Consider the following 15,132-nt stretch of genomic DNA (forward strand, 5'->3'; position numbering starts at 1 on the left):
CGCTGCTCATTCGGTGCGCGCGTTATGCTTTTTGAGGAAGTCGATGAGCGCGGGCACGCCGCCTTTTTGCAGTTGCGCCTTGAACTGCCCTTGATAGACCTGGATCAACCACGCCCCGGACATGTCGATGTCGTAAATTTTCCAGCCGCCGCCGACCTTGCCGAGCCGATAGGCGACCGTCTGGGAGTCGCCCGGCGTAGTCACCGTCGATGTGACGAGCGCATCGTTGCCCGTTGTGGTGCCCTCCTTGAAGCTGAACTTGGCGTCCTGCGTGCCCAGTTGCGCGAGCGAGGCGGCATAGGTGGCCGTCATCAACTTACTGAACTGGTCGACCAACTCCTTTTGCTGCTCGGGCGTGGCCTGCTTGAACGCCTCACCGACGGCAATGCGCGTCGTGCGGCCGAAATCGGTCGCCGGAATGAAGTCGTCATTGACGATTTGCTTGATCTTCGTCATGTCTCCGCCGCTGGCGGCGGGGTCTTTCTTCATCGCGTCGACCGTGCCGCGCACCGCATGCTGGACCACGTCGACGGGCGCTGTCTGCGCCTGAGCGGCCAGACTGACGAACGCAGCCGTGAAAAAAGCGAACAGATGACGTTTCATGGGAATCGGGTTCGAGTGGAGAAGAAGCCAGAGCGCCAGCGCAGGCGCATTGCCTGCTCGGGTGTCCGGTGTAGCGGCAGTATACCGAGCGGCGCGGGTCGAGCATCCGTTTGATACAGCTGCTTGCAAACGTATAACTGACGATACAAGCGATACAAGCATCGCGCGTACCCGGGCAGCTTTCGCCGTGCCTCGCACGCTCGACGCAGCGCGATACCCGTTGGCCGGTATACTTGCTTATTTTGTCGTTTACTCTTTCCGAGCTGGCCGATTCATGCTGATGTCCCTCATCGTTCGCCTCGTTGCCTCGTCGGTGCGCCGCCCGGTCTGGGTCGTCGCACTTTCGTTGGTGTTGGCGGCCGCAAGCAGCGTCTACATCGCCGGCCATTTCCGGATCAATACCGATATCAGCACGCTGATCGAAAACGAGCCCCAATGGTCTGCGCTCGGAGACGCCATCGATCGGGCCTTTCCCCAGCGCGGCCAGACGATCCTCGCGGTAGTCGAGGCCCCGGCGCCCGAACTCGCCGACGCCGCGGCCGACGCGCTCGCGACCGGGCTCAAAGCGCCAGCGTATGCGAGCAAGGTGGGCGATGTTGCCCAACCGGGCGGCGGCCCATTCTTCGAACACAACGGACTGCTGTTCGTCTCCCCCCGCACGCTGAGCGGCACGACATCGCAGCTCGCCAGCGCCCGCCCGCTCGTCAACACGCTCGCGCACGACCCGAGTCTGACGGGCCTCGCCACGACGCTGTCGACCATGCTGGGTCTGCCGCTCGAATCGGGTCAAGTTACGCTGCCCGGACTGACGACCCTTTTTTCGCGCAGCGCGGACACGGTCGATGCAGTCCTCGCCGGCAAACCCGCCGCCTTCTCGTGGCGCGCGCTCGTCGATGCAGACTCCGCTCGCCAGCCGGCACGCGCCTTCGTCACCGTCGCGCCGGTCGTGAACTATGCGGTGCTGCGGCCCGGCGCCGAGGCCACGGCGGCCGTCCGCGCCGCGGCCCGGCAACTCGAGCTGCAAAAGCGCTTCGGCGCGGTGGTTCGGCTGACCGGCGAACAGCCGCTCGCCGACGAAGAATTCGCTTCGGTCGAAGACGGCGCGCTCGTGAACGGCATCGCGACGCTCGCGGTGGTGCTCGGCATTCTGTGGCTCGCGCTGCGCTCCAAACGGATGATCGTCGCCGTGTTCGTGACGCTTGCCGTCGGGCTGCCCATTACTGCCGCGCTGGGGCTGTTGATGGTCGGTTCGTTCAACATGATTTCGGTCGCGTTCATGGTGCTGTTCGTCGGTCTCGGTGCCGACTTCGCGATCCAGTACGGCGTCAAATATCGAGAGGAACGCTACCGCGACGAGCGCCTCGATCATGCGCTCGTCGGCACGGCGCATTCGATGGGCGCGCCGTTGACACTGGCTGCGACGGCCGTTGCCACGAGTTTCTTCGCGTTTCTGCCGACGGCTTATCGCGGCGTGTCCGAACTCGGGCTCATCGCCGGCGTCGGCATGATCGTCGCCTATCTGAGCACGATGACGCTATTGCCCGCCCTGATCAAGCTGATGGCACCGCCCGGGGAGCCCGCGCGGCCGGGCTTCACGGCGCTCGCACCCATCGACGAATACCTGCAGGACCATCGCAAGCCGATACTCATCGGCACGCTCGTCGTGGTAATCGGTGCGTTGCCGCTGCTCCTGCATCTTCGCTTCGATTTCAATCCGCTGCATCTGAAGGATCCCCACACCGAATCGATGGCGACGCTGCTTTCGCTCAAGGACTCGCCCGAAGCAGCGGTCAACGACGTATCGGTGCTTGCGCCATCGTTGAGCGCGGCGGATGCCACTGCGGCGCGGCTGGCGAATCTGCCCGAGGTCGGGCGCGTAACGACGCTCTCGTCGCTGATTCCCGCCGATCAACCGCAAAAGCTCGCATCGATCGGGCAAGCCGCCCAGTCGCTGCTGCCCGCGCTGACGCAGCAGCCGGCTGCGCCGGCGACCGACGCTCAGCGCGTCGCCGCACTCAAGCGCGCCGCCAATCAGCTCTCCTATGCGGCCGAGGATCACCCCGGGCCCGGTGCGGCCGAAGCGAAGCACCTGTCGGCATCGCTCGTGCGGCTCGCTGCCGCCGATCCGGCCACGCGCGATCGCGCCGAAGCAGCATTCTCCGTTCCACTTCGTCTTGCGCTGCGCCAATTGACGATGCTATTGCAGCCTTCGGCAATTACACGACAGACGCTGCCGCCCGAGATGGTCCGCCAGTGGGTTGCCCCGGACGGTCGTGCGCTGGTGCAAATCTCCCCGCGCGTGCCGCCGGGCGTGGATCCCGGCGACGATACGATGCTGCGCCGCTTCGCCAATGCCGTGAAGAAAGCGGAGCCGGGTGCCACGGGCGGCCCGATTTCGATCCTGCATTCGGCCAATACGATCATCAAGGCGTTTCTGCAGGCGGCCGCACTGGCCGTTATCGCGATCACGGTGCTGCTCTGGATCGCCCTGGGCCGTTTCGCCGATGTGTTGCGAACGATGATCCCGCTGCTCGTTTCGGCCATCGTCACGCTGGAGCTCTGCGTGGCTTTCGACATGCCGCTCAATTTCGCCAACATCATTGCGTTGCCGCTGATGCTGGGCGTCGGCGTGGCGTTCAAGGTCTACTTCGTGATGGCATGGCGCAATGGCCAGACGAGCCTGCTGGCATCGAGCCTCACGCATGCGGTGCTGTTCAGCGCCGCCACGACGGCTGCAGCGTTCGGCAGCCTCTGGCTCTCGCACCATCCCGGCACCGCGAGTATGGGCAGACTGCTCGCGCTCGCGCTTTCGTGTACGCTCATCGGCGCGGTCGTCTTTCAGCCCATATTGATGGGCAAACCGCGCGACGCTCACCCGCCCACAAAAGAACTAGAAGGAATCGATGGATAAGTTGCGGACCCTCCCTGTGGCGCTGGGCGCCGCGATCGTCCTGGCCGGGTGTGCGAGCGCACCGAATCGAACGGCGGGCGATCCGCTCGAGCCGATGAACCGGGCGATCTTTCGCTTCAACGACGCCGTCGATAAAAGCGTGGCCGTGCCGATCGCGAAGGGCTATCAGAAGATCACGCCGCACCCGTTGCGCACGGCTATCAGCAATTTCTTCTCGAATCTGGGCGATTTGACCAATGTGGCCAATGAGTTGCTGCAACTCAGAATTACGGATGCCACTTCGGATCTGATGCGCTTCACGATGAACACGACGTTCGGGGTCGGCGGCCTGATCGACTTCGCGACGCTCGCCCGGCTGCCCAAGCATCATCAGGACTTCGGGCTGACCCTCGGACGTTGGGGCATCCCGTCCGGACCCTATCTGGTCCTGCCGATCTTCGGTCCCAGCACGTTTCGCGACAGCGTCGGACTTGCCGTCGATGTTCGCTTCAATCCGCTGAACTATATCGAGCCGGCGGCACGCACCCCGCTTTATATCCTGCAGTTCGTGAGCGTGCGCTCCGACATGCTCGGCGCGACGAACATCCTCGAGCAAGCGGCCCTCGATAAGTACTCGTTCGTCCGCGACGCCTATCTGCAACAACGGCGCTCACGGCTGAATACGGGCGGCGCCGCGGCCGCGCCTGCGCTGCCGAACTATGGCGACGAGGGCGAAAGCGATTCGACCGGCACGACCGCAGCACCCGCTGCCGCGAGCGACGCCGCGCCTTCGGCGCCCGCGCCGGCAAGCGGCGTCACCCCCGCGCAGGCTACTCCGGCGGTCACGCCCGAGCCTGCGGCGCCAGCCAGCGCGCCGCAATCCAAATAGCGGAAAAAAGTGATGTCAGGGCCGCGCGAATGCCGGCCCAAGCGTGCGGCGCGCTTCGGTGAGCGCCGCGCGCGCGGCGTGCGCATCAGCGGCCAGCCGGATCATCGCGCCGAGTTGCGAAGGCGCACGTAAGAGCGACGCGAGAATCGGGACGAGAGCCGTCGTGCCGTCGTCACGCAGGCCCGCTGTGGCCGCCTCGGGCAGCGCTCGCCAAGCCGGGTCGACGATCGCCCGGCAGGCCATGAACGGCAGGCCATGCGCGCGCGCCATTCCGGCCGCGATGTGAGACTCCATATCGACAGCCAACGCACCGCGAGCCCGGTTGAGCGCGGCCTTTTGTTCGGTGCTCGTCAGCGGTGCCGGGACGGCCGCGAGCACGCCGCACTGCCAAGGCGCGTCGAGCGGCGCGGCAGCAAGCCTCGCGACGATGCGCTCGCGCCAGGCCGGGTCCGTCGGCATGCAACCGTCCGGGCCATCGATGGCATCGGCGACGATCAGCGTACCGGCCCGGAGGTCGGCGGCGAGACCGCCCGCCGTACCGAAGCTGATGACGCCCGATGCGCCGCGTGCCAGCGCCGCGGCCAGTGCGCGTTCGAGCAAGTCGCTGCGGGCCGCATATACCGCTTGCACACCGTCGCCGCGCGCGATGCGGGCTTCGAAGGCCATGCCCGTCACGGCGATCACGGGCAGTGGCGCGTGCCGTTCCATCGTCACATGCCGACAGATACGCGCGCCTGCCGGCCGCGCACGAGATTCCGGTAGCGGGCAAGCGCCCACAGCGGAAAGAACTTGCGGTAGCCGTGATAGCGAAGGTAAAAGACGCGCGGAAAGCCGGTCGCGGTAAAACGCGTCTCGTCCCACAAACCGTGCTCGCGCTGCGTGCGCAGCAGGTAGGCCACGCCGCGTTCGACCGCGGGATGCGCAACCGCACCGGCCGCCATGAGGCCAAGGAGCGCCCAAGCCGTTTGCGAGGCCGTACTGAGCGCGCGCTCATAGCCGCGATAGTCGAGCTTGTAGCTCGTGCCGTCCTCGCCCCAACCGCCATCGTCGTTCTGGATTGCCGCGAGCCATTCCACGGCGCGGCGGATCCGCGGGTCCTCGTGAGACATGCCGGCCGCGTTCAGCGCACAGAGCGCCGTCCAGGTGCCGTAGATGTAATTCATGCCCCAGCGGCCATACCAGCTGCCGTCGTCCTCCTGCTCGTCGAGCAAGTAGTCGTAGGCGCGCCGGGCAGGCTCGCTCGCGGCCGGCAACTCGCCCAGCTGCGCGAGCATCGACAGACAACGCCCTGAGACGTCGGCCGTCGGCGGATCGAGCAACGCACCGTGATCGGAGAACGGAATGTTGTTGAGGTGGTAATGCGTATTCTCGGGCTCGAAGGCACCCCATCCGCCGTTGCCGCTCTGCATGCCGACCACCCACTCGCGTGCGCGTGCGATCGCCTCGCGGTCCACGTTGGAGCCCGTGAGCTTGGCTGCGCGCTCCATCGCCATGGCAACGACAGCCGTATCGTCGACATCGGGGTAGTGCGGATTCGCATATTGGAACGCCCATCCCCCCGGCCGCACGTTCGGACGACGCGAGATCCAATCGCCCCGTACATCGAGAATCTGCAGGGGGCGCAGCCACTGGATGCCGCGCAACGCGGCCTGCTCGGCGCGCGGCAGCTCCGTCTCCAAGAGCGCATGCGCCGCGAGCGAGGTGTCCCAGACCGGTGACAGGCACGGCTGACAGTACGCCTCGTCGTCGCCGATCACGAGCAGCTTCTCGATCGAAGCCCGCGCGATGGCACGGTTCGGATGATCGGGTGGATAACCGAGCGTGTCGTACATCATGACCGCATTCGCCATCGCCGGGAAAATCGCGCCGAGCCCGTCGTCGCCATTCAGGCGCTCATCGACGAATGCGACGGCTGCGTCGACCGCACGCTGCCGGGTGGCCTTCGGAAACAACCCGTCGGTCACGCGCAGCACGCTGTCCACGGCACGAAAGAACGCGAACCAGCCCTTGCTTTGATGCGGTGCGCGCGGCAGCAGCCCGGCATCGCCCGGCGCACCGCGAAACAGCTCGTCGATGCGAACGCCACGTGGGTTGCGCGCCACCGGACGCCGGGCGTTGAGTACGAGCAACGGCACGATTACCGTGCGAGCCCAATACGAGACCTTGGACAGATGAAACGGAAACCACTGCGGCAATAGCGCGATTTCCACGGGCATCATCGGGACGGCACGCCAGGGCATCACGCCATACAGCGCAAGCAGGATGCGCGTGAAGACGTTGACCGATTCGGCCCCGCCCGCAGCGAGAATCGCGCGACGCGCGCGCTGCATGTGATCCGCGCTCTCGGGTTCACCCGCCATTTTCAGCGCGAAATAAGCTTTCACGCTGGCGCTGACATCGAGCGCGCCATCCGTGAAAAGCGGCCAGCCGCCGTCGTCGAGCTGAATCCGGCGCAAGTAGCGCACGATCTTGCGTTCGAGCTCTGCGTTCGGCGTCTCGCCGAGGAAATGGACCAGCAAGATGTATTCGGCGGGAATCGTCGCATCGGCTTCGAGCTCGTAGACCCAATGGCCGTCAGGGCGCTGATCGGCCAGGATCGCATCGGTCGCGCGCGAGATCGCGCTCTCCAGCGCATCGTCCCCGGATGCCGCGCGCGTGGCATCGAGCGCGGCAACGGCGATATGTGCTGAGGAAAAATCGTTCATCGGTATGTATACGTTTGATTGAGAGCCGCTCATGTCGCACCGTTGCGCTTTGTGCGGTGTGCTTCCGTTCGCCCGGATTCAAAAGAGCGCGTACCGGGCAACGATCCACATGAGCCGCAGGCGTGGCTTGGACACCGGCGTGCGCGGCACGTCGAACCCGCGTTCGAGCGTGCGCTCGAGCAAGAACCGATAGACGCCCGACATGATCCGTGGCGCCCGCACGACTTTCTTCGGGGCGGCGTCCATGATCGCATCGGCTCGACGGAAGTGGTCAAGGGCACGCTCGGCCAACGTCGCGCAGACGCGCGGCAGCGATGGATCGTCCGCGATCGCGAGCGGATTCGCGGCCGCGATCCCTTCCCGCGCCAATAGCTCGCGCGGCAGATAACAGCGATTGATCGCGGCGTCTTCGTCGATATCGCGCAGGATGTTCGTCAACTGCAATGCTCGGCCGAGATGGTACGACAGAGCCCTTCCCGGCTCTTCCTGCATGCCGAAAATCCGCACCGAGAGCCGCCCCGCGGCACTCGCGACGCGGTCGCAGTAAAGATCGAGCGTGGCTTCGTCGGGCGCACAGATATCGGCGGCCGCATCCATCGCCATGCCGTCGATCATCGCGTGAAAATCCTCGCGTTGCAGATCGAACGTGCGGATGTGACGTGTCAGCGCGGCGAGCGAGGGCCGCGGCGTGCCCGCGTAACAGGCGTCGATATCGTTGCGCCATCGCGCAAGAGCGGCACTGCGTTCCGCGCGCGGCGCGTCGCTGTCCGCGATGTCGTCGACCGCCCGGCAAAATGCGTAGACCTGATACATCGCATCGCGTTGCGGCGCAGGCAGTATGCGCATCGCGAGATAAAACGAGCTGCTCGAGGTGACGGCGGCGGCGTCGGTTTCGGATTCGTCCACGACGAGATTGGAAACAGCCAAGGCGAACTCCGCTGTGGCGCCCTCCCGGGCGATTGAAAGTCGATATCCCAAGCGGCGTGCCGTTAAGGCACCACGCGGCGTCATCGGCCCGCGCGAGTCAGCCGCAATGCGCCGGCGGGAGTGCCGGAAACGCGCCAAAGTATATCAACCTTTTTTGGGGCCCGTCAGGCCAGCGCGACCGAGCGGTTGCGCCCTTGCCGTTTGGCGCTGTAAAGCGCGGCATCGGCCTCGTTGATGAGGACTTCGTAGCCCGGCAGGCCGGGGCGCGCAGCGGCACCGCCGACACTGGCGGTCACGGGCACGCGCATGCCTTCGGCTTCCACGGGCGTATCGCAGATCGTGGTCCGGATCTTCTCGGCGACGATCATCGCATCGGCAAGCGGCGTGCAGGGCAACAGCAGCGCGAATTCCTCGCCGCCGAAACGCCCGAAGATGTCCTGCGCGCGCAACGCATCGGCCACCCGCTGCGCCATCACGCGCAGCACGGTATCGCCCACGGCGTGCCCGAATCGGTCGTTGATGTCCTTGAAATGATCGAGATCGAAGAGCAGCACCGACAGCTCGCCGCCGTAGCGCTGCCAGCGCGCGAATTCGTCGCGCAGCCGCGCTTCGAAAAAGCGCCGGTTCGCGATGCCCGTCAGGCCGTCGCGGTTCGCATACTCGCGCAGCTTGACGACGGCCTCCTCGCGCTCGCGTTGCATCACGCTCACGTTCGTGACGTCGGAAATCGTCACGCACACCGCGACGACTTCACGCCCGCGCGTAAGCGGCATGAACGTGCAATCCTGCTGCATGAAATCGACCCCGCCGGTGATGGGCCGGTCGTGATCGAACTTGAACAGATAGGGTCGCTGCTCCCAGGAGCTGAAGGCGAAGCTGCCGAGCTGAAAGACGCTCTCTACCTTGCGCGTAAGCCAGACGCGCGGCAGTTCGGGAAAACTATCGAAGACCGACCTGCCGACGACTTGTTCGGTCGACAATCCGCTGTGGTCCTGCATGAAGCGATTCCACATCAACACCTTCATCGTGCGATCGAGCACGAAGATGCCGAAGTCCACCCGCTCGATGACGAGGTCGCTGAGAGACTGCTCCATCGCTTGATTCATAGGCTGGACAGGATCGCATTGAGCGCCTCGTTCATGCGGCGAATGGACTCTTCGGCCATCAGCATGACGAGATGGGCGCGGAACGTCTTATCTTCGAGCGAGAAATTGACTTCGAGCAGCAGTGCCGTGCGCCAGGCGAGCACGTCGGCATGGAAGACGTCTTCGAGCGCGAGTTTTTCGCCGAGCAGCCCGGGCGCCGAGAAGATCGGCGTGCGATCGAGCTGATTCATGATGCACGACACGCACGCACCGGTCAGCACGTTGGCCACATCGAACATCAACTCGGTCTGGCTGACCGATTCATATGCGGAGTGAACATAAGGATCATTGACGAGTGCGCACAGATTGCCGACGCCGCTGCTTCGGCAAATAACGAGCGCCTCGCCTTTGATGTCCGACCGAAAACCCTGACGCACGGCGATGACATGCTCGTCGATGCCGGTCATATCGCGCAGCGTGCGCGCCGCATCCTCGACTCGCACCACCCTCACCCGCGGCACCGACAGCTCGATGAATGTATCGAGCAGCGTCGCGAGGCGCGTGGCGGCCTGGCCCATCGCCAAGTTGGCGATTTCCTGCAATGCGTCGCGCTGGTCTTCGGTCAGAACGGTCTCACGCATACAAGCCGTACTCCTTGAGGATTGGCAGCAAGGCCTCGGGGGTCACGGGCTTGGCGACGAACGCGGCGGCGCCGAGCGCGCGAACGCGCTCCTGCGCAAGAGGTTGCACGTCTGCCGACACGACGATCACGAAGGTATTGAGGTCCTCGTGCCGCAAGGCCTCGAGTACCTGATAACCGTTCATGTCGGGCATCGTGAGGTCGAGGAACATGACCGACGCTTTGCCCGCCCGATAAAGCGCGAGCGCCTCGCGGCCGTTCGATGCATAGGTGATGTCGACGTCCCAGTCGTCCGGCAAGGCTTTCGTCAGAACCTTGCGAGCAAGCAGGGAGTCATCGGCGATCACAATCGGCAAGGGCATGGCAGGCGTGACGAAAAAGCGGATCAATCTACACCGAGTTAACGGCGGCTCGGAAACCTTCTTTAGCGAGAGGGCGAGCTCAGGTCGGCAGGCTGCGAGCACGCGGCGAGCAGTGCGCTTTCCGGACGGACCGAAAAGAGGCGCCGCGGCGGCTTCGCGCGCACGCATAGGGCGGCGAAGCAGGCATGCCTCACAGGTGCGTCCTCCCCGCAGGACGCGTGTTTTCTCGTAAAAGTGAGCCAAATTCTCTTGGCAAACAGACGGAAAATCAACTCCTGCAGTTTCGGCAGAACGATGAAACGTCGCAGCATTTATCGATGTGAAGAAACGGAACGGACATATTTCGCTAATATTGCGTGGATTATTCTTTTGTGTACGTTTGCGCTTCCGATTTCGTCGCTGTTTTCGTCGGTCGAAAGGTCAACGAGGCTCACAAATGTAACGGAGCACACGTTAAGCAGCGATTCAAGTCGCTTATGATTGGAATCAGGCAACCTATCCCTCCTTGGACCCCTCGACCATGACGCGTCACCGGCGCGACGCACCGGCAGCGAACCCGACGCCTTCGAGTTGGCAGGAAGAGCCGTCGTATCCGAGCGTCCCGGAGCCCGACTTCGCGGGCCGGCGCACCACGCTGATCGTCATGCTCGGAGCGGCGATCGTCCTGCCGTGCATCTATGCGGCGGCCGTGGCCTATTCGGATTTCCGCACCGGTGTCGCTCGTGCGACCGATGCGACGGTGCGTACCGTGCGCATCGCCGAGGAGCACGCGCTCAAGGTCTTCGATCTGAACGAAACGCTCGATGCACGCGTGGACGACCTCGTGCACGGGCTCGACGACAGCCAGGTGCGCGCCCGCGAAGCCTACATCCACGACAGTCTCATCAAAATCGGCGGCGGCTATCCGCAGGTGGGCTCGATTTCGATCTTCGGGCCCGACGGGTTACTCCTCGCGAACAGCCGCTATTACCCCGCGCCGCTCGCATCGATCGCCGGGCGCGACGATTTCGTCGGCATTCGGGGCGGGCAGATTCTCGAGCATGTCTCGAAGGTCATGGTCTGGCATGCCGGCAGCGGCGAGGCGGTATTCAATACGGGCATTGCCCGACGCCAGCCCGACGGCAAGTTCGGCGGCCTCGTTTCTGTCGCGCTGCGACGTTCGTACTTCGAATCGTTTTACCGGGAACTGCTCGGCTCGGAGAGCCGCGCGCTCACGATCTCGCTGATGCGCTCCGATGGCGCGCTGCTGGCGTCGTACCCGCCGAAGTCGAGCGAGGCCGCCCCGCCGCCGGCGTTTGCTTCCGCGCTCCAACGCGGCACCAAGGCGGGCGTGATTCGAGTCGGTCATTCGCCGGAGACCGGTAACGGGGAGATTCTCGCGTTCCGGCGCGTCGGCGCCTACCCGGTATATGTCTCGTGCGCGTATAGCGGTGCGGCGATTTGGGCGGACTGGTCACACCGCGTTGCCGTGCTTGCTGTGTCGATTTTCGTTCCGTCCATCGTCCTTTGGTTCGTTCTCGGATTATCGTTACGACGTCTTTCGGCCGAAGAAGAAGCATGGACGCGCTGGCAAGCCGAAGCTTCGATGCGGCGCTCCATCGAAACGGCGTACCGGCAATCGCGCAAGATGGAGGCGTTGGGCAACCTCGTCGGCACGGTCGCGCACGACTTCAACAACCTGCTGATGATCGTTGCCACCAACGTCCAGATCGCGCGGCGCCGCGGGTCCGCCCAGATCGAAAGCGAACTCGGTGCGATCGAGCGCGCGCTCAAAAGCGGCCAATCGCTCACGCGCCAGTTGCTTGGCGTCGCGCGCAAGCAACCGCTGCGCAGCGAGACGATCGACCTGGCGCGTTGGATCGCAGCCAGCCGCGAATTCCTGCATGCGTCGCTGGGCGCGAAGGTCAGTCTCGTCATCGATATCGCCAACCCGATTTGGCCCATCGAGGTCGATATCGCCGAACTCGAGCTTGCGCTGATCAACATTGCCGTCAATGCGCGCGACGCGATGCCGAACGGCGGCCAGTTCACGATTCGCGCCCATAACATTCGCCTCGAGCGCGAAAGCGGGTTCGCGCTCACCGGCGAATTCGTGGTCGTGACACTCGAAGACACCGGAACGGGAATGTCGCCGGAAGTGCTTTCTCACGCATTCGAGCCGCTTTATACGACGAAACCGCAGGGAATGGGTACGGGGCTCGGACTGCCGCAAGTCTTCGCATTTTGCGAGCGCTCAGGCGGGCTCGCGACGATCGATAGCACGTTGGGCGTCGGGACGTCCGTACGACTGTATTTGCCGCGCTCCACCGCCACGCCGGCCGAGCCCCCCCTCGACTCGCTGCGCTCAGCTAGCGCGGTGGCCAGCCGCGGTCTGCGCATTTTGCTCGTCGAAGACAACGACGAGGTCGCCGCTGGCACCGAAGCCTTGCTGCGCATGATGGGGCATGACGTCACCTGCCTATTCAATGCCGATGCCGCACTGCAACTCATCGGGCACCCTACGACGCCGGCATTCGATGTCGTCATTTCGGACATCCATATGCCGGGTACCCGCAATGGCATCGATCTGGCGGAGTTGGCGCAGTCGCTGGTGCCCCCGCTGCCCGTCATTCTTGTGACGGGTTATGCGCAAGAACTCGAACGCGCGCGGAATGTCCGCGTACGCGTGCTGTCAAAACCTTTCGATATCGCCCTGCTCGACGCGATGCTGCAGACGATCCGACGAGAACGGGAAGAACACGCCCCAGCGGCGGGCAAGGCGAATTGAGGGGGGCCGGCCCATTATTTGCATCAGTTAATGAGCCGTGACTAAAAGTCGATAGGGGGAGCGCATCATGCAGCACACGGTCATTGCATTTTTCGATACGTACGCCGGAGCGGAGGAAGCTCGCGACGCATTGGTCGTCCTGGGAATCGCCAGGACATCGATTACGCTGCAAGCGCGTTGTGAGCCAACGTACGCCACTGACGCCACAACGGTTGTCGAGCCGCCGCATGTCGACGAAGGGCTGCTGGCGAGCATCGAGCGATTCTTCGAATCGCTTTTCGCGAGCGAGCCGCCACGGCGCGAAACGACTCAATACGCCGAAGCCGTGCGCCGGGGCGCGGTCATGCTGAGCGTGGACGTTGTCGATGACGCGCAATGCGAGGCGGTTCGCGCCGCGCTCGCTGCGCGCAACCCGATGGACATCGAAGAACGGGCCGCCACGTGGTGCGCTCCGGCCGATGAGGTGGCACGGGAACGTTCACCGCTCGAGGAGCTCGGTTTTCGTCGAAGCCCCAGCGTAACCACGCGCGGCAGGGTTCACAGTTTCGCGCGAAAAGAGCAAGCCGCGGAGCCGCCCGGCCCGACCCCAGCCAAGGATGTGGCCGCGAGCGAGGCAGACGCCATGGCGGTTGCCGCCGGCGCGGCCCCCGGTATGGGCGCGGTGTTCGCTGGGCGGCGCGACGAGGCGCGGGCACAAGATGCCGGCACCCCTTCCGATGCGGCCATCACGCCAGCGGCTCCGAGCGCTTCCCCGTCGCCTGTGCCCGATGAATACCTGCAGGAAGAAGAGCATTTTCACGGCAGCGAGCGCGACGATCGATAGCGGTCGTTAGGCCCTGTTCAGGCATGCGACGCACGATCAATGCTTCGCCGTCTGGCGTTGCACCCAGGCGGCGAAGCGATCGACGAACCCTTGCAAGAACTTGCGCGTGCTCTCGTTCGCGATATTCCCCGATGCGTCGAAAAAGTCTTCGGTGTGCTTGAGGAATATTTCGGGCTGGCCCATCGTGGGCACGTCGAGATACGCGAGCACGTTGCGTAGATGCTGCTGTGCGAGCGCCGTACCGGTCGCACCGACAGAGATACCGCAAACGGCCGCGGGTTTGTCCTTCCACGAGTTGTGTCCCCATGGACGCGAGCCCCAATCGAGCGCGTTTTTGAGTACGCCAGGCATCGAACGGTTGTACTCGGGCGTCACGAACAAGAGCCCATCGGCTGCTTCTATCCGCTGCTTGAACTCGCGCGCGACTGGCGGGAAGTCCGGATCGTAGTCCTGCGAATAAAGCGGCAACACGCCGAGATCCAGGTAGGAGAACGTCATCTGCGAGCCTGCGAGCCCGGCGAGCGCCTGCGCCAGTTGCTTGTTGAACGAATCCCGGCGCAGACTGCCAACCACCACTTCGATTCGATAAGCCATCAAGTCGCTCCTTGCACATTGAGAGGCGCCGCCCCAGGTACGTCAGGGACGACGAGCTTTCCATGATAGTCGCCGATGTGTCGAACCAGCGGCCAATTTATGCGCAGCCCAGTCAGATGGCAGCGGGCTCTGGGTTTCAGGCCGCCTTTCCACAACCTTTTCCACAGAATCTGTGGATAACTTCGGTTTCCGGTTCCCTGCTTACCGATCGTCACAATCATGACGTTCGGATGACAACGGCGTCCGGCGTCCGTCCGACACTGCCGACCGTAAGGCAGATCAAGCGAACAATGCACGGACCGCCTCGGGCGGTCGCCCGATGACGGCTTTGCCGTTGCGCGTCACGATCGGCCGCTGGAGCAGAATGGGATGGCCCGCAATCGCAGCGAAAAGCGCATCGTCATCGAGCGAAGCGTCGGCGAGTCCGAGTTCGTCGTACATGGGCTCCGTATCGCGAATCATGTCGCGAACCCGCCCGCCGAGCATGCGATGAAGCGCTTTCAATTCGTCCACGCTGAGCGGTTCCTTCAGGTATTCGACGATACGCACCGGCTCGCCCGCGGTATTCAACGTACTTTCGATCAGTTCGCAGGTGGAACGGGACTTCGAACAGCGCGTGTTGTGATAGATGGTGATCATGGACAAAACAGCTCCTGCCAGGAGGTTCGGAATATTCGGTCGCGATTCTACGAACCGCGGAACCGCCACGGTAGCGCAGCTTAGCAGCTTGCTGAAATACCCCTCGTCAGCGAGCGCGTACCTTTCGTCGGCTCGTCGAGCCAGTCGATTTTTCGGGATATGGAAATCTGGGCCTCATTTCAGGGATTTCTGATGGTCTGAGGCTCGT

13 protein-coding genes are annotated in these 15,132 nt (G+C 64.0%); 4 read left to right on the plus strand and 9 right to left on the minus strand.

From position 1 onward, the window contains the following. Positions 1-6: 6 nt before the first annotated feature. Entirely contained in the window at positions 7-603 is a 597-nt protein-coding gene (locus tag GWC77_RS21875; RefSeq protein WP_173260256.1) for a phospholipid-binding protein MlaC, read from the minus strand. A 274-nt stretch (positions 604-877) separates the two neighbouring features. Between GWC77_RS21875 and GWC77_RS21880 the strand changes: the two genes are divergently transcribed. Continuing rightward, entirely contained in the window at positions 878-3,514 is a 2,637-nt protein-coding gene (locus GWC77_RS21880; protein WP_173260257.1) for an MMPL family transporter, read from the plus strand. Beyond that, entirely contained in the window at positions 3,507-4,382 is an 876-nt protein-coding gene (locus GWC77_RS21885; RefSeq protein ID WP_173260258.1) for a VacJ family lipoprotein, read from the plus strand. The genes GWC77_RS21880 and GWC77_RS21885 overlap by 8 nt, the downstream gene beginning before the upstream one ends. 15 nt (positions 4,383-4,397) lie before the next feature. Here the strand turns inward: GWC77_RS21885 and GWC77_RS21890 are convergent, their stop codons facing one another. From GWC77_RS21890 to GWC77_RS21915, 6 genes are all read right to left on the minus strand, one after another. Next, on the minus strand, positions 4,398-5,090 hold the full coding sequence (locus GWC77_RS21890) for a phosphorylase (RefSeq protein ID WP_173260259.1): 693 nt from the start codon (positions 5,088-5,090) through the stop codon (positions 4,398-4,400). Between the two features lie 2 nt (positions 5,091-5,092). Continuing rightward, positions 5,093-7,087 carry a squalene--hopene cyclase gene (gene shc / locus GWC77_RS21895; RefSeq protein ID WP_173260260.1) on the minus strand — a complete coding sequence of 665 codons (1,995 nt, stop codon included), beginning with the start codon at positions 7,085-7,087 and terminating at the stop codon, positions 5,093-5,095. A gap of 78 nt (positions 7,088-7,165) precedes the next feature. After that, positions 7,166-8,014: a presqualene diphosphate synthase HpnD gene (gene hpnD / locus GWC77_RS21900; RefSeq protein ID WP_173260261.1), complete on the minus strand. Its 849-nt coding sequence runs from the start codon at positions 8,012-8,014 to the stop codon at positions 7,166-7,168. A gap of 164 nt (positions 8,015-8,178) precedes the next feature. Further along, complete coding sequence (locus GWC77_RS21905; protein ID WP_173260262.1) at positions 8,179-9,120, minus strand: diguanylate cyclase; 942 nt, start codon at positions 9,118-9,120, stop codon at positions 8,179-8,181. Next, on the minus strand, positions 9,117-9,740 hold the full coding sequence (locus GWC77_RS21910) for a chemotaxis protein CheC (protein WP_173260263.1): 624 nt from the start codon (positions 9,738-9,740) through the stop codon (positions 9,117-9,119). Before GWC77_RS21910 ends, GWC77_RS21905 begins: the two co-directional genes overlap by 4 nt. After that, positions 9,733-10,101, minus strand: coding sequence for a response regulator (locus GWC77_RS21915; protein ID WP_173260264.1), 369 nt, complete (start codon positions 10,099-10,101; stop codon positions 9,733-9,735). The genes GWC77_RS21910 and GWC77_RS21915 overlap by 8 nt, the downstream gene beginning before the upstream one ends. 520 nt (positions 10,102-10,621) lie before the next feature. Between GWC77_RS21915 and GWC77_RS21920 the strand changes: the two genes are divergently transcribed. After that, positions 10,622-12,868 (plus strand): hybrid sensor histidine kinase/response regulator, encoded by a 2,247-nt coding sequence (locus tag GWC77_RS21920; RefSeq protein ID WP_173260265.1) that lies wholly within the window; start codon positions 10,622-10,624, stop codon positions 12,866-12,868. A 67-nt stretch (positions 12,869-12,935) separates the two neighbouring features. Then, positions 12,936-13,691, plus strand: coding sequence for a hypothetical protein (locus tag GWC77_RS21925; RefSeq protein ID WP_173260266.1), 756 nt, complete (start codon positions 12,936-12,938; stop codon positions 13,689-13,691). A gap of 36 nt (positions 13,692-13,727) precedes the next feature. On the opposite strand, the gene GWC77_RS21930 is transcribed toward GWC77_RS21925, so the two are convergent. Both GWC77_RS21930 and arsC read right to left on the minus strand, forming a co-directional pair. Beyond that, positions 13,728-14,285 (minus strand): NADPH-dependent FMN reductase, encoded by a 558-nt coding sequence (locus GWC77_RS21930; protein ID WP_173260267.1) that lies wholly within the window; start codon positions 14,283-14,285, stop codon positions 13,728-13,730. Between the two features lie 279 nt (positions 14,286-14,564). After that, positions 14,565-14,924, minus strand: a complete 360-nt coding sequence (gene arsC / locus GWC77_RS21935) for an arsenate reductase (glutaredoxin) (RefSeq protein WP_173260268.1) — start codon at positions 14,922-14,924, stop codon at positions 14,565-14,567. Positions 14,925-15,132: the final 208 nt, after the last annotated feature.

The organism is Paraburkholderia sp. NMBU_R16, from assembly GCF_013282575.1.
Lineage (GTDB): Bacteria > Pseudomonadota > Gammaproteobacteria > Burkholderiales > Burkholderiaceae > Trinickia.

Excerpts from the sequence above, each read along its gene's own strand:
- GWC77_RS21920 (WP_173260265.1), top strand. The coding sequence starts at position 10,622 with ATGACGCGTCACCGGCGCGACGCACCGGCAGCGAACCCGACGCCTTCG.
- GWC77_RS21885 (WP_173260258.1), top strand. The coding sequence starts at position 3,507 with ATGGATAAGTTGCGGACCCTCCCTGTGGCGCTGGGCGCCGCGATCGTC.
- GWC77_RS21880 (WP_173260257.1), top strand. The coding sequence starts at position 878 with ATGCTGATGTCCCTCATCGTTCGCCTCGTTGCCTCGTCGGTGCGCCGC.
- GWC77_RS21925 (WP_173260266.1), top strand. The coding sequence starts at position 12,936 with ATGCAGCACACGGTCATTGCATTTTTCGATACGTACGCCGGAGCGGAG.
- GWC77_RS21890 (WP_173260259.1), bottom strand. The coding sequence starts at position 5,090 with ATGGAACGGCACGCGCCACTGCCCGTGATCGCCGTGACGGGCATGGCC.
- GWC77_RS21905 (WP_173260262.1), bottom strand. The coding sequence starts at position 9,120 with ATGAATCAAGCGATGGAGCAGTCTCTCAGCGACCTCGTCATCGAGCGG.
- GWC77_RS21910 (WP_173260263.1), bottom strand. The coding sequence starts at position 9,740 with ATGCGTGAGACCGTTCTGACCGAAGACCAGCGCGACGCATTGCAGGAA.
- GWC77_RS21915 (WP_173260264.1), bottom strand. The coding sequence starts at position 10,101 with ATGCCCTTGCCGATTGTGATCGCCGATGACTCCCTGCTTGCTCGCAAG.
- GWC77_RS21875 (WP_173260256.1), bottom strand. The coding sequence starts at position 603 with ATGAAACGTCATCTGTTCGCTTTTTTCACGGCTGCGTTCGTCAGTCTG.
- arsC (WP_173260268.1), bottom strand. The coding sequence starts at position 14,924 with ATGATCACCATCTATCACAACACGCGCTGTTCGAAGTCCCGTTCCACC.
- shc (WP_173260260.1), bottom strand. The coding sequence starts at position 7,087 with ATGAACGATTTTTCCTCAGCACATATCGCCGTTGCCGCGCTCGATGCC.
- GWC77_RS21930 (WP_173260267.1), bottom strand. The coding sequence starts at position 14,285 with ATGGCTTATCGAATCGAAGTGGTGGTTGGCAGTCTGCGCCGGGATTCG.